This is a genomic window from Paraburkholderia sp. 40 (assembly GCF_050434105.1).
GTDB classification, from domain to species: domain Bacteria; phylum Pseudomonadota; class Gammaproteobacteria; order Burkholderiales; family Burkholderiaceae; genus Paraburkholderia; species Paraburkholderia tuberum.
Genome location: NZ_JBNPVY010000001.1, coordinates 125,214 through 139,254, shown reverse-complemented (window position 1 = coordinate 139,254; position 14,041 = coordinate 125,214). Strand labels below are relative to the sequence as shown.

Annotated in this window: 16 protein-coding genes; 9 read left to right on the top strand and 7 right to left on the bottom strand. The window is 61.2% G+C overall.

Features of this window, described 5'->3' with window-relative positions; translation table 11 throughout:
* Positions 1–35 precede the first annotated feature (35 nt).
* The 9 genes from OKW28_RS00710 to OKW28_RS00670 all read left to right on the top strand — a co-directional run bounded on the left by OKW28_RS00710 (position 36) and on the right by OKW28_RS00670 (position 8,211).
* On the top strand, positions 36–320 hold the full coding sequence (locus OKW28_RS00710) for an H-NS family nucleoid-associated regulatory protein (protein ID WP_128597431.1): 285 nt from the start codon (positions 36–38) through the stop codon (positions 318–320).
* Positions 317–901: a nucleoside 2-deoxyribosyltransferase gene (locus tag OKW28_RS00705; RefSeq protein ID WP_429443045.1), complete on the top strand. Its 585-nt coding sequence runs from the start codon at positions 317–319 to the stop codon at positions 899–901. The genes OKW28_RS00710 and OKW28_RS00705 overlap by 4 nt, the downstream gene beginning before the upstream one ends.
* Positions 902–938: 37 nt before the next feature.
* On the top strand, positions 939–1,856 hold the full coding sequence (locus OKW28_RS00700) for a tyrosine-type recombinase/integrase (RefSeq protein ID WP_429443254.1): 918 nt from the start codon (positions 939–941) through the stop codon (positions 1,854–1,856).
* 93 nt (positions 1,857–1,949) lie between these two features.
* Positions 1,950–2,396 (top strand): hypothetical protein, encoded by a 447-nt coding sequence (locus OKW28_RS00695; protein ID WP_429443042.1) that lies wholly within the window; start codon positions 1,950–1,952, stop codon positions 2,394–2,396.
* A 166-nt stretch (positions 2,397–2,562) separates the two neighbouring features.
* The gene (locus tag OKW28_RS00690; protein ID WP_429443039.1) at positions 2,563–4,035 is read left to right on the top strand and encodes a 3'-5' exonuclease; all 1,473 of its coding nucleotides are present in this window, start codon (positions 2,563–2,565) and stop codon (positions 4,033–4,035) included.
* A gap of 32 nt (positions 4,036–4,067) precedes the next feature.
* A complete protein-coding gene (locus OKW28_RS00685; RefSeq protein ID WP_429443036.1) occupies positions 4,068–4,574 on the top strand; it encodes a hypothetical protein in 507 nt (168 codons plus the stop codon).
* Positions 4,575–5,110: 536 nt separating this feature from the next.
* Positions 5,111–6,211 (top strand): DUF746 domain-containing protein, encoded by a 1,101-nt coding sequence (locus OKW28_RS00680; RefSeq protein WP_429443033.1) that lies wholly within the window; start codon positions 5,111–5,113, stop codon positions 6,209–6,211.
* Between the two features lie 424 nt (positions 6,212–6,635).
* The gene (locus OKW28_RS00675) at positions 6,636–7,781 is read left to right on the top strand and encodes an FRG domain-containing protein (protein ID WP_429443030.1); all 1,146 of its coding nucleotides are present in this window, start codon (positions 6,636–6,638) and stop codon (positions 7,779–7,781) included.
* A 73-nt stretch (positions 7,782–7,854) separates the two neighbouring features.
* Complete coding sequence (locus tag OKW28_RS00670; RefSeq protein WP_429443028.1) at positions 7,855–8,211, top strand: hypothetical protein; 357 nt, start codon at positions 7,855–7,857, stop codon at positions 8,209–8,211.
* 370 nt (positions 8,212–8,581) lie between these two features.
* On the opposite strand, the gene OKW28_RS00665 is transcribed toward OKW28_RS00670, so the two are convergent.
* The 7 genes from OKW28_RS00665 to OKW28_RS00635 form a co-directional block, all read right to left on the bottom strand.
* A complete protein-coding gene (locus OKW28_RS00665) occupies positions 8,582–9,532 on the bottom strand; it encodes a DUF7221 family queuine tRNA-ribosyltransferase-like protein (RefSeq protein WP_429443025.1) in 951 nt (316 codons plus the stop codon).
* A gap of 125 nt (positions 9,533–9,657) precedes the next feature.
* Complete coding sequence (locus OKW28_RS00660) at positions 9,658–10,059, bottom strand: hypothetical protein (RefSeq protein ID WP_429443022.1); 402 nt, start codon at positions 10,057–10,059, stop codon at positions 9,658–9,660.
* A gap of 85 nt (positions 10,060–10,144) precedes the next feature.
* The gene (locus OKW28_RS00655) at positions 10,145–10,363 is read right to left on the bottom strand and encodes a hypothetical protein (RefSeq protein WP_429443020.1); all 219 of its coding nucleotides are present in this window, start codon (positions 10,361–10,363) and stop codon (positions 10,145–10,147) included.
* A gap of 56 nt (positions 10,364–10,419) precedes the next feature.
* Complete coding sequence (locus tag OKW28_RS00650) at positions 10,420–10,626, bottom strand: hypothetical protein (RefSeq protein WP_429443018.1); 207 nt, start codon at positions 10,624–10,626, stop codon at positions 10,420–10,422.
* A gap of 31 nt (positions 10,627–10,657) precedes the next feature.
* Positions 10,658–10,843, bottom strand: coding sequence for a hypothetical protein (locus OKW28_RS00645; protein ID WP_429443016.1), 186 nt, complete (start codon positions 10,841–10,843; stop codon positions 10,658–10,660).
* A 78-nt stretch (positions 10,844–10,921) separates the two neighbouring features.
* On the bottom strand, positions 10,922–13,243 hold the full coding sequence (locus OKW28_RS00640; RefSeq protein ID WP_429443013.1) for an SMC family ATPase: 2,322 nt from the start codon (positions 13,241–13,243) through the stop codon (positions 10,922–10,924).
* On the bottom strand, positions 13,231–13,830 hold the full coding sequence (locus tag OKW28_RS00635) for a hypothetical protein (RefSeq protein WP_429443010.1): 600 nt from the start codon (positions 13,828–13,830) through the stop codon (positions 13,231–13,233). The genes OKW28_RS00640 and OKW28_RS00635 overlap by 13 nt, the downstream gene beginning before the upstream one ends.
* Between the last annotated feature and the right edge of the window lie 211 nt (positions 13,831–14,041).

Sequence of the window (14,041 nt, the reverse complement as noted above, 5' to 3'; positions counted from 1 at the left end):
GAATCGTCCATCATCCACAACGGAAATTCAAGACGATGGCACGATACAAGGAACTGCTCGCGGAAAAAGAAAAGCTTGAAAAACTCATCGCAGAGGCACGACAGCATGAAGCTGCGTCCGCGCTCGAAAAGGTCCGCGAGACTGTGGCGGAGTTCGGCTTTACGCCTGACCAGGTGTTTGGCAAGCGGCGCAAGGACGCGGGACGCCCGGTGGCCGCAAAGTACCGAGACCCCGAGACTGGCGAAACGTGGAGCGGGCGCGGGCGGGCGCCGCGATGGATCAAGGATCAGGACCTCGCACGCTTTCGCATCCCCGAATGACTGCGGCACACGACGGCGCCGGAAAGGCGCGGATCTATCTCGCGGGTTTCGACGTGTTTCGCCCCGACGCACTGGAATACGGTCGCTCGCTGCAGCGACTTTGCACCAGCCTGGGATTCGAGGGGCTTTATCCGCTCGACGCGATCGCGCCGGCGAACCTGTCGCCTCAAGACAAGGCCGCGTGGATCTATCGTGCCAACGCGGCCGCCATTCGCCGCGCCGATATCGTGATGGCCAATGTGGCTGACTTTCGTGGCGTTGGCGAGCCGGATAGTGGCACTGCATTCGAGATCGGGTTTGCGGCTGCGCTTGGGAAGCCCATTTGGGCTTACAGGGAGGATGTCACGGAGTTGCGCGAGCGCGTGCCGTGCATTGCGACCGCGCTCGGCGATGTTTGCGAGCGCGGCTATCTGGTCGAGGACTTCGGGCTTTCCCTCAACCTGATGCTCGCGTGCGCTGCAAAGATCGTCCCGGGCGGTCCGCTTGCGTGCCTGCGTGCGATCTGCGACGCCTATGGGGGCGGCACGGTACGCCCCTCTTCCTGGAGGCAAGATGGCGGATCGGAGATTCGCCAGGTGTAGGGATGACGCTAGTTCAGTATATAAGGTGATCAATGCCATGAACGAGTCGCACCTGTGGAGTGCCGAGCCGCACTCCGCCTATCTCCACTGGCAGACGACAGAGGCGGCCGGCGCAGACCGCCGCCGGTTCTCCCAACGCTCGATCGTGCAGCACAAGGCGATGTTCGACCGGTTCCTACGCCATCTGCTCACCCGCGGCGTGGCACTCGCGACGTTTGGGCCCGAGCACCTTGAGTCATTCTTTGGCGACGTCGAAAACCGCTGCGCGCCGGGCACGACCACACGCCTGCGCTACGTCAAGCTGATCGATCGACTATGTCGCCACCTCGTCGACGTGGGTCTGCGTGACAGCAATCCCGCCGCACCTTTTGCACTCTCGGCCGCCTGGCCAGAGGATGAGCCCGAACCGCTCTTTCTCGATCCGGCCGCCGACGCAATGCTGCAGGCTTACGCTCAACCCGACGCCGGCGACGACGCCCGCCTGTGCCGCAACCGGGCGGTGGTCGCGCTGCTGCTCGGCGCAGGACTCACTGCGGCCGAACTTCGCGGCGCTCGCTGGCGCGATATCGTTATCGACGACATACGGCCGCAGGTGCGGGTTCCAAAACGGGGCGCACGCCTCGAACGCACAGTCGCCCTGCCCCCGTTCTCAACGCCTCCGTTAGCCGCGTGGCAGCGGGCGCATCCTGCGTCGGATGGGACGCTCCTGTTTCCGGCTCCGCGGACCGACGACAAGCCCATCAACGACGTCCTGCTCGGTGCGATCGTGCGCGAAGCACTGGACGCTATCGGGTTCGTCGCGCCAGACATGAGCCCGCGTGTGTTGCGCAATACCTTCGCGCGTCGCCAGTTGCTGTCGGGCCGGACCAACGAGCAGACGAGCGCGTTGCTCGGTCTCGCCAGTCAGCGCACCGTCACGCGACTTCGCGCCACCATCACCGCGCTGACGACTTGACTTCGCACCCCACTCCGTAGGCTGGTTGTGCCGGTTCATCGGTTCCGGCGCAACCTTTGTTCGGAGTGCTACATGCCTTACAGAACTGCTTTCATGGACATGGCCTATCCCGATGAAACGGGCCGGCCATGCGCGCTACAGTTCCGCATTGCCTTTACCGCAGCGACGGAACGTCTGGCCGTCGTCCATCTGCTTGAAACGAGGGTCGACTACCAGGGTCCGATGGAGTCGTCCATCGTCCGTGACCAGATCCTCAATCGCATCCTCGACATTCACCTGCGCGGCGTGCCGCTGAACGCCATCCGGCTCGTCGTCGAGAGCGGCGGTGAGTCGTCGCTATTTCCAATCGATTTCGATGTGGGGGATTACATCAAGCGCGGCAATCCCTACGAGGCGACACATGTCACGACGGGCCGCGGCCTGTTTCGCGAACGGGTCGCGATCCGGTCCGAGTCGGTTGTCGCCGGGCGCACCCGCGTTCAGACGAGCCATGCCGAGCCCGTTCCCGTCCCGCGCGACATCACTAACGCACTGCGCTAGACGTGTGACGAGGTCGCCCGGCTCGCTAACTCGAAAGGCGGTGCAGTTACGCCGTCTTTCGCCTGCGGGTGTGCACGGCGACCTGCCAGAATGTTTGACAGTATTAGTACCGATGACCTGCAACGCACATCACACCCGTTGGTTGTCCACCACTCCTCGATAGAGCATGAAAATTCTCAAGCCGACTGACGAGCAGCTCGACACACTCGAGACGGTGGCCTCAGGCGCGACGGTAAAAGTAAAGGCGTACGCCGGCGCCGGCAAGACCTCGACGCTCGGGATGATTGCAGAACGGTTCAGCACGAAGCGTGGCCAGTACCTCGCTTTCAATAAGGACATTGCGGCGGAAGCCAGGCGGAAGTTTCCGCGCAACGTCATGTGTCAGACGGTCCATTCGGTCGCCTTCCGGGCCACCGACAAGGCGCTGACCGCGCGGCTGAATCTCCCGAAGGAGCCGCCTCACCTGCTTGCCGCCAGGTACGGACTCGGGCCCATCCGCGTTCCCACGATTATCGGCAAGAATGTCGAGCTATCCGCCTTCCAGGTTGGCCGGCTCGTTGCCGACGGCGCTGCTCGCTTTTGCCGGTCTGCTCAGGACGAGCCGCAGGCGTGGCACATTCCAGTCGACGAGATGATCACCGAGCAGTCGGCCGACGAGTTGCGAGCGATGCTGTTGCCCTTCGTGGAGCGCCACTGGAACGAGAGTATCGACCCGCAGGGAAAGACCGCCATCACGCCGGACACGTATCTGAAGACGTGGGAGCGGTCGCGGCCGCAGATCGGCGCGGATTTCATCCTGTTCGATGAGGCGCAGGACAGCGACGGTCTGATGCTGTCGGTCCTGCGTCGCCAGGAGCACGCGCAGGTCATCTATGTTGGCGACCCCTATCAGCAGATCTACGAGTGGCGCGGCGCGGTCAACGCGATGGAATACATCAAGGCGCGTGAGTGCGCGCTGACCGAGTCGTTCCGCTTCGGTCCGCACTTTGCCGCGCTGGCGTCGCGCATCCTGAAGCTGCTCGGAGAGCCCGTACCGCTTCGCGGCCAGGCCAACGTTTCATCGACCTTCTTCGAGGAGCATGACCCTACCCGGCGCTTCGACGCGATCCTGTGCCGCAAGAACGTGACCGTCATCGGGACGCTGGCAAACGGACTGCAGCGTGGACACAAGGTCGCCGTGCGGGCGAACGTGGAGGAGATCCTTGCATTCGCCGACGGCGCAGATCGCCTGATGCGGGGCCAACGCACCTTCAGCCCGGCGTCGCTCGCGCTGTTCGAAACATGGCGGGATGTCCAGCAATACGCGGCGACCCACGCAGGCCGCGATCTGCTGCCGGTCGTTCAGCTTATCGATCGGGAGGGCACCGCATATCTGCGCGACCTCCTGTCGCGCGCCTCGCCGGAAGCAGAGGCGGACTATGTGGTTTCAACAATTCACCGCGCCAAAGGGCTTGAATGGAACAGGGTGAAGGTCTGCGGCGACTTCCGGTTCAAGACGGAAGACGACGGCCGCACTACGATGACCGACGAAGAGAAGCGCTTGCTCTATGTCGGCCTGACACGCGCCCGGAATGAAATGGACGTGTCGGAGTTGCGCAACGATCTACTTAAAGTTTTCACGGATGCTGCCGAAAGCTGATGAGGCTGTCGACAAAATGCGAGAAGGGAACGATGAACGGGCTAACGGTACAGCCAGACGAACGCACCACCGAATTGGACGCAGCGCTCGAGCTGACACCCCCTGCGGGAGAAGATCTTATCGACCATCTGGGACGCATCCGCTGCGCTTCCCGTTACCACATGGAGGCGGGCAGAGCCATCCTCCGCGTCGTCGAGCGTTACGAAGCAGCTTGTGTCGACAGGGACGGAGACACACCCGCTATACGGCAGCAGGCAAGGGGTACCGCCTATCAGTACATGGCGGACGTGGCCAGCCTTTCTCGCGACACCATTAAACTCTATGCCCGATGCTATGAAAAATTTGGCGATAGCTGGGACGCCATCGTGCATCTGACGCTGAGCGATATGCAACTCCTGTTGCCGGCTAGCGTGGACGATGACCTCATCGCACACATCGTCGAAGCCAGGAAGTTCGATCCTAATCTTCGTCGGGAAGAGGTCAAAACAATCGTGCGGGAATGCCGCGCGGGGCGCCGTTTGACTAAGGGAACGTCTTGATGCACTTTTCCGTCCTCGTCCGAATGCAGACCCATTCGCCCTATTTCCAGGCGGACTTGGGGGCACGCGCGCCTTGACGCCGCGGCACCCGAGCGCAGCGGTAACCGTCCCAACTTCAAGCACCACGCCCATTGACCGGACGCGCACCTAGTACCCTTTACACTCACCGCTCCAACTCACATCGTCAGAACCCGATGGCAGGTCCGAAAGCTCATTCCACCAAGCGCCCGGGACGCTCTCTTAGCCCCCAGGCTGTCTTCGACGCGCACGAGCCAATCACGCACGGCAGAGCGCGGGAGTACGGCGACACAGAAAATCCCGCCCTTACCGCCTTCGTCGGTAGCCTCTGGGCGGAGCTCCATTCGGCTGACGCGACTCCGGTGCCGCGTTGCCCGCATTGCGCGAGCGCGTGCAGCCGCCTGCACCAGCGGGCGAATGAGTATCATGCAGTGCCGTATTTTCGGTGCGTCGACTGCCGTCGTTTGTATACACGACTGACGGGCAGCCCCATTGCCCGCCTCCGGTTCGCGAAGAAAATGCCGGAGTTCTTCCTGCTCCTGTCCCAGCCGGTGCCGCTCGAGGAGGTATCGCGCCGTCTGGGCGTCGAATACGCCGCCATCTCGAACTGGTTGATGCGCTTCCGGCAACTGATCGCGCTCCACGATCCCGAGGGTCATTGGACGCCGCTCGTCAGGCTCGGCCTGAAATATCGGCCGCACGGGGAGTGTCCGAAATGCGGCCATGATGGACAACTGAACAACGGCGGGTTCACCGCCGACGACCAACGGCGGGCGAAGTGTCCGTCGTGCGCTTACGTGTGGCCGCTCGACGCTGGCACGACCGGAGGTGACATACCAGTCATCGTCGCCACTGATCTCGCGCTCAACGCGGCGGAGCGCCGCCGACGCGCTGGACTAGAGGCCCCGGATCTGCCACGTGTCGAATCCGCTTCCGTCAGAACGCAGCCCCGCATAGCATCGGTGGCCGTGCCGACGCCGGTTCTCTCACCCCTCGACGCAGGCCGGTTTGATTTCGGCGGCCCGCTGCGTCACAACAGTCCTCTTCCGCGGCGCCACGTTGAGGACAAGGAACTGACGCGCTTTCTGAAAAGCCACGTCGACCAGATCCTCTCCGACAACGTAGAACCTCCCCCGTGCCCGCATTGCGGCAGCGACAACACTCGACTGGTCTCTGCAAAGCGCGCGCGCTCGCCTTTGCCTCAGTTCCAGTGCCGTGCGTGCGCACGCTTATATTCGCGGGCGACCCGAACGCCGCTGGCGAACATGCTGCGCAAGGACATCCTTTATCGATTCCTGCCTCTGCTTTCGCAGCAACGGCCGCTTGCACATGCCGCAGCTGGACTCGGGACGACGCCTGAAATCGTAAAGGCCTGGGTCAGGCGATTCCGGGAGTGGCTGTTGGTCCTGGATCCGGCCGGCGATTTTGAACGGCATGTGCGGCTTGGCCTCAAAGCTCCATGGCCATTGATGGACTGCCCGCATTGCCTGAAGGAGGTAGAGGCGCGACCGCACGGCTTCAAACGGACAAGGAAGCGGACGGCGGCCGAACTCAAGCGGCGCCTATTCCGCTGCACCGGATGCAATGGCTTCTTCGACGTCGGCATCGACGCCCTCTAGCTCGACAAGCGCATATCCGCCAGGCACAGCCGCTGCCGTCCCGCAAGGACCCTCAGAATCGAGCCTTACCTGACAGTCGCACCACTGGCGCCCGGCCGGATGGTCGAAATCGATGCGGCCAGCCTGCTTTCGCGCCAAACCTATCGCTATGTTGCCTAGCCCCGGTTGGCCGTAGACGGACCCATAGGAGACCCTCGACTCGCCCAGTAGCGGTCGTTCAAATGGCGCATCACCGTCTGCGTGTTGGGACCAAATACAGTTGTAAGCGCTCCGGGGGATAATGGAGGGCCAGTTGACCAAGGGAAGGCGATGGAGAACTGGGTACGGTTCATCGTAGACTGCTGCGACGGGAAGGATCCACAGACGGAGGGCCGGTCGAACGTGGTTCCGTGAGGAAGGCAAGCTGACACATCTCGGATCGAAATTGAATAAAGCAAAAACAGCCAAGACGCCGTCTCTAGTGGGGCAATGGACCGGTAGCTTTCAAGCAACCGAAATTGAGGGAACGCTAGTAATCGATCTTGAGGAACTGTCAGGCCAGACAGTGGGCAGCGTCATTATGTTTCCCAAGACCGCTACACCTGTCATGGTCGGCAAGATATGGTCCATCTACGCGGCACCCGATCGGGCATTTGCCGCCATCTCCCTTAACCCAGTGAATCCTCAATTTCAAAACTTGGTGATGTGGGAGCAGGTATCCCAAGTATTTCCTAACATAGAAATCGCCAAGAAGGCACAGGCCGTACTGACCTGGACAGACTCGAAGATGGAAGTGCATTGGCATTCCGACATCAACCGACAAGGCAACGCCGCGCTCACTCGAAACGATCCAACTCGACCGTCTGAGTTGCCTACTCGAACGATGAATTGGGCCGAGTTTAAGACCCATGTTACTGGGCTCCCACCACGAAAGTACGTCTTCCGTGGTCAACAAAGGCCTTGGCGTTTGCGGTCTCACTTCCATCGAACTGGTCGATCGGATCTATTGCGTTACACCCTCGACGATCTTCCGACGTTACACCGCCATTTAAGCGCACGCACGCGCCACATCTTCAACAGGCAAATTAGCGACGAGAACGGTGCGTTCCTGCATCTCGCCCAACACCACGGCTTTCCTACCCCCTTAATTGACTGGACCTACTCCCCATTCGTTGCTGCGTTCTTCGCCTTTAGAAAAATAACCATCAGTGACTCGAAGAAGCGCAACGCCGGCAATATAAGAATATTTCTATTTGACCAGGCACAGTGGCGCGATAGCGTAGTTCCGATCTCAATTACGGCCCCCGCCCTCCCGCACTTTTCTCTGATGGAGTTCCTGGCGATCGAAAACGAACGGCTCATTCCTCAGCAAGCGCTCTCCGCGCTCACGAATGTCGATGATGTAGAGTCGTTCATTGATTTTGTCGAGAAGCTTCACGCCAGGCGGTACCTGACCGCTATCGACATCCCGGCGAAGGAACGAGAGACCGTGATGCGAGAATTGGCCCTGATGGGCATAACTGCCGGTGCGTTGTTTCCCGGACTTGATGGTAGTTGCGAGGAATTGCGCGAGCGATTGTTTCCTACGTAAATTGGAAACGATCAGGGCAGCCGAACAACCGCCACGCGAATTAGGCAGTACAACAACCATACGAGAGATAAGCATGCCGACAATTGAGTTGCAGATTTTCAGCCCGCGTTGGGGCCATGACGACACGTACGAGATCGAACTCGAACGGGACCACATGGAGATCACTAGGGGAGCGAACACCGCCCGTGCTGATTGGCAGGGCACCGCGGATCCTACATGGAGCGGCTGGACGGTTGAGGGCATGATGGGGAATGACAGCATCCACCCGCCTGCCGTCGCGCAGCGAATGTTCCAGAGGGTTTGGATGGCTTGGCGAGGTGGCGAGATAGACACCGCACAGGCAGAAGCGGAGCTGCAGGCGCTTGCTGACTGGATCAATGCGGTCACGCGCGCTAAGCCGCGAACTGACTTCTGGAGGGCCTACTTCTAGCTCGTAGATAGGGTGCAAATCGGAGGCGATTGTGAGACACACCACGGCTTTCAATCCGTAGGTTAGCCAGCGGCTGCCTTCGCTCTGGATCGCGATTGTCTAGAATGCAAGGTCGTATGTCGACTGACGTTCCTGGCCGGTCTCTGTCGCTAAAGAATCTACGTCATGCTGGGCGCATTGATAACGCAGCGGGTTCGCGACCTGCGATTCCACCGACTCGGGCTTGGCTTATTGCTAACGCCTCCCGAGCCAGGTGGACGATCGAGTTCGAGTGCATGCGAACGAGGGTATGCGACGCTGCCTGTCGTAGACGAAAAAAAAGCCCGGGGTTCCAGAGGAACCCACGGGCTGATCAAGACACTATTGGCGCTCACCTGTTGAAAGCAAGGCGGAACTGATCGCCGACCCCTGGCGCGGCCCGCCGCGACGCACTTCTCATCCAGCGATCCATCTCGGCCGCACGATGAGCGATGGTGTTCGACGTCCCTGCCTGCCGCGCCTTGACCCGCGCAGCAAAGTCCGGCGCCATGGAATCGACGCTGGCGACCCAGTCGTACATCTTGACGCGCTCCAGGGCCTGCCCTTTCACGCCAAACAGGTGAAGTTTGGCTCCGGTCGGCAGGTGCGCTTCCAGCCCTTCCAGGACGGCGAACAGCCCATGCCGGGGATCCGTCAGGTGCCGTCGGCAGACCGAACCGAGGCCGATCAGAACCGGCGCCGCAACCCACGGCATCCACCGCTGCCACACCTGCAGCAGCAGGTCGATGCTTCGCCGATAATCGTCAACTGCCCACCCCTGCGCAACGGGCACCGGAATTCGGATGGTGTTCTGAACGGCCTCCGCGCTGCAAGTTGCCGCAAGCTGGTCCTGCCACGCATAAACCACTCGCAACATGCCTTCCAGCAACGTCGCCGTTGCATTCACCCGATAGTCGATCGCATCCTGATTCGCAGCAAGCTCCGGTTCACAGCACATGTCCGGCTGTGCCACCCAGGATGCCCCGGAAGACGACGCCAGTTCGACGTACTGCTCCATGGTCCAGGGATAGACGCCCGCAATCCCGCTTTGGCCACCCTTTGACTGAAAAAGCTTCATCGCCGAGAACCCCGCGCTATCAAGGGCGAAGTCGATTTCCGTCAGATCGGTCGCTCGCGGGATACGAAAGCGGCCGGTCTTCCGGTTCCAGAAGGCAGACGCCGACACCATCGCCGGGTACCCTTCGTTGAAAGCGTGAAACGTGAGCCGACCGCCGCTATGAGGGATGCCCACTCGAACGATCAGTCCGTCATCTACATTGGCGTTTTTCTGCAGCGCCGGCATGCCGGGCATGCGTGGCCCTATAGTCATTTGCTACTCCAAAAAAAAATGCGGAGCAGCTCCTCGCGGGCGTGCCCCGCAAGGGATAGTGAAAAGAGTGGGGATCACGCCCCTGCGGGAGCGAGCCCCTAGGGCAATCGTGCAGGCCAGGAAGACTCCACGACCCGGATATGCGTCATCCAGGTGACGCCTGTCGGAAGACGCCTGATGAGCGCAAGTAGACCTGCGTCATCGTGATTCCGCGCCTCGACAAATGTGTCGTTAAGAATCGCGGCCTGGAGGTAGAACAGAAACGCGAGCGCTCCGGTGCCATGTTCTTCGGCTACGGTGCCAGGGGTTTCAACTTCATCCAGAAGCTCACGGACGAAATTCGAAGACAGGCTCGCGCGATGCATCGTAACGATAGCCGCCATCGCCAGATCCGCGGCGGCGCCCAGGTTGTTCTCCGGAACTTCATCGGTTGCGATTGCGCCAGAATCGGCGAGACACCGCATCACGTCGTCGAAAAAATCGGTGCAAGAGTAAGTCATTTGGCCTGCTCCACAAGAGGATTGCTGGGGCAGGCTCCCCGTCCGGAGGCTTGCCCCGGCGGGTGAGTAAAAGGTGCGTCAGAGGTTAGGTCGGCACACAGTCGCCGTGACGCGAATCGCGTCGCGTGCCCGTGGACACGGCTACTTTCAGTCGCCGGTCGAACGGCGACTGGCTTACGCCAGGTGCGCGTGTCGCTTTGCCTGCAGTTGCGGACAAAGCGGCCGCCGACTGCTGCTCCCAGAACAGGCATGCAATGGCAAGCAACGCGCCAATTGCAGCCGCGGTAGTGATCTGCTTTTTCATGAAGGCTCTCCCATGCGAAAGGCCCCGACACTCTTTCGAAGTCGAGGCCTTGCGGATCAGGAACAGGTTTTCGGGTGCGCGACCGGAAAAACCAGCACGCGACCATCGTTGCAAAGAATGAAGTCGCCCGGCTCATCTCGCGGCTGCTGGATGACAATCGTCGATACGTGCCTCGACGGCTGAGGCTGGGCCTGCGGTTGAATCGTGCAGGCACACAGCGTCGAACTGCCTGCTGCCAGAAGCAGCATCATCAGGTTTTGCATTTAGTGAACTCGGTATGAAAAGGAAGGCCGCTTACGCGGCCCGCGATTCGAAAGGGATGCTGGCGTGGTGCGTTACCCACCTGCCGTCGACGAGGACGTCACGCAGGAGCGTGCCGTTCAGGACGTAGGTGTGAACAGTGCCCGTGCGCTGCATTGCAGGCCGAACCGAGACGGTGACTGCTCCGGCTCGTGCATACATGTCGTACTTCTGTTTCATGGCGTTCCTCGTTGAAAAAAAGCGAGGGAACGCCCCTGTGGGGAGCGATCCCCACAGGGTTGAAAGATAAATTGACGCTCAGACGGCAAGCGCCTCTACGTCGATAACGGCGTCAGCTTCGGCAACCAGATCCGGCGTTTGCGAGATGAAAAACTCCCGCTCGTAACCGCCCTGCCGCAATACCTCCCGCTTCATCCGCATGAACTGCAGCTTGCGCTGCGGATCCAGCGGACCATCGGACTCATCGCTGAACAACGTCTGATACGGCTGGCCCGCATTACTGGCCAGATACAGCGCAATGCCGCGCGTCAGACATTCGTTGATCCAGACCTTCTGGCCACCCGACATCACCGTCACTGCCTTGGTGCTGTCGATATCAGCGTCGTGCACGAGGATTTCAAATCCCTCGCGCAGTTCGCCGCTTGCCAGTGCGCGTTGAGTCTGGATCTCGACCGTGAAGCGCATGCCATAACAGGCAAGCAACAGGTCGTTCACCATCTTCGTCAGCGCCGGGCCTGCATCGTCGATCGTCAGGGCAATCACACCTTCATTGCCCAGACCCTTCGCTAGCAGCTTCCAGCTGGCGATCTCATCGGAGATGCGGTTCGCACGCGATTGCGTCGCGTCGAATCCCGCCAGCTCGTTTGCGATTGCCTGCCGCTCCACTTCACGCGTTGCCTGTGAACGGATCAGCGATTCGATCCGCGCATCGGCTGCGGTGATGCCGTCGCGACACTGCGTCAGTTGCCGGTCCAGATCAGCAATGGCGGCCGTCACGTCTTCGACACCGAGCCGCGCAACCTCTGCGTGGAGCTCGCTCGCCTGCAACGACAGGCTCTCCTGCTGTACCTGTCGTCGCTCGCGAACAGACTTCGCCTCGGCTTCCACAGCGTCCAGTTCTTCACTGGCCTTGCGGACGCCTTCGGTTGCTGCATCAAGCAATGGCTTGCGCGCCGCAAGATCGAGCGCCGTTTGCAGATCACGCCGCGAGGCTGCAATCTCCCCGGACAGCGTCTTGAGTTCGGCCCGTCGCGTTGCAAGCTGCTGCACTTCGGGCGTCAGACGATCCACCGCTTCACGGCTCGTGCGAAACGCCACACGAAGGTTGTTGAGCGAAATGCGCTGCTCGGGAACCTTCCCATCGGCTTCACGCGCCTGGGCAAGCAGAGGGCACGTGTTGTGCATCGCGTGACCCGCACAGGGAACGGCAGCGACCACGCTAGCCTGCAGTTCCAGAGACTTCAGCAACGACGCCTTCGACTCACCCTCGGACGTCAGCCCGTTGATGCGCGAAGTGGCCGCGGTCAGTTCCAGCTGCTTGGCCTCCAGTGCTGCGATGGCCTGCTGGATGGGCTCCACACGCGCTTCGAGGCTCGCCAGACGGGCCTGGGCACGATCGCGCGCGGCGGCGGCACCCAGGATGGCGTCACGCTGGGCAATCACCGCGTTGTGACCGGCAATCGACTCGCGTAAGGCCGACAGTCGCTGCGCAAAGCGGCCATCGTCAGCCACGCCGTCATTCACCAGTGCCTGCAGTGACGACGCGATCTGACTGCGTCGTCCGGCCAGTTCCCTCAACCGGGCCTGCGCATCCGCGTTCGCAGTCTGTTTTGCCACCAGAACTGCGCGCTGATCGGTCAGCGCGGCCGCACGTGCATTGAGTGCCTCCCGGCTCTCCCGAGCCGCGGCGACTGACTGGACATCCGAAGCGATGGCCTGATCAATCTGCATAACGCGGTCGCGCTTCGCCCCGAGTGCAACAAGCTGCTGGTGTGTAGCATCGAGCGCGCGACCGAGAACCTTCACGACGTCGCCGGCTTTCGCCGACAGCGCGCGCAGATGGTCGATATGCAGAAGCTCCGCGAGCAGCCCTTTGATTTCACTTGCGCCATAGGACGCGAGTGGTCGGCGGTTCTGTGCGGAAAATACGCTGGTGAAAAAAGACTCCAGCGAGCCGCACACCGACTCGACGCACGCATCGTAGGTTTCGGCTTTCCCGTCAGACACAGTGCCGTCTCCGGTCTGCATCGGTTGCCATGTGCCGCTCGGGTCGCACCATGCAAGGAAATACTCAGCCTTGCCGGTTTTCCCCGGTTTGCGGAATGCGAACGACGAGCGGTAGTGGACGCCGCCGTGCTCCCATTCAAACTCCTTGAGCGCGTGCGTTCCGTACAGGTGGTCCCAGTACGAGAATCCGTCGACAGAAAGCTTGGTCGCCCGCGAAGGCATGATCCGGTACGGATGCAGGTTATCCATGATTGTGGATTTCCCCGCGCCGTTCGGACCTGTCAACGCGATGAGGCCCGTCGGCAGCGACGCGAGATCAAGTGAGACGCTCTCGCGTTTCATACCGTCGCGCACACCGATGAAACCCGTCAGGGTCAGCTTTAGTGGGCGCATGAGGCGACCTCCGGATGCGGTGCATCGAAGAGATAGTCCGACGGCAGCCACGGCACATCGTCGTCGTTGGCGTACATCGTGCCGGCAACGGGATCTGCTGGGCGACGTGCGTCAGCCACTTCTACCGCAGCCGCCTTCTCAGCGGCGAGCTTTTCAGCGGCCACCTTCTCGTCCACCTTCGCCTCGAGAGTGCCTGAGACAGCTTCCTCAACGAGGTTGCAGGCGTGTGCGTAATCGGCGCTCGCCTGCCGCAGCAATGCATCCCAATTGTCGCAACCTGTCAGCACGCGGAGCTCGCGCGAGCCCCACTGATTCGCATAACCGCTGTTGAACGACCACAGCAGGTTCTGCATCTGCACGTCCGGCACCAGCGCAAGATCGGCACTGACTGAGTCAATGCGTTCCGCGAGTACCAGCAAACGACCCTTCTGCGCGATTACCGCGCCGCGGCTCTCACCGAAGGGCTGATGGAAAATGCCTGCGCTGAATCCGGCGTGGACCGTGAGGACCTTCTGGATGTCGCGAGGCGCACGTGCTGCCGAAAAGTGCCGGACCCATCTGGCGCCGGCTGGATAAAGACCAAACATGAGGACACTCCGAAGAAAAATCGGCGGAGTGCATCCCCTGGAGGGATGATTCCCCGCCAGGGTTAAAAGAAAAAAATGGATGCAGCGAACTGCGATCGATGCGTCAGAGACGCGGGTAAATCCGGTTCCGGTAACACGCGGATGACGTGCTACCGGAACACGACTCGTGTCCCGCGCGGGAGCGCCTTACAGGCCACTCCCGCTAGATGGC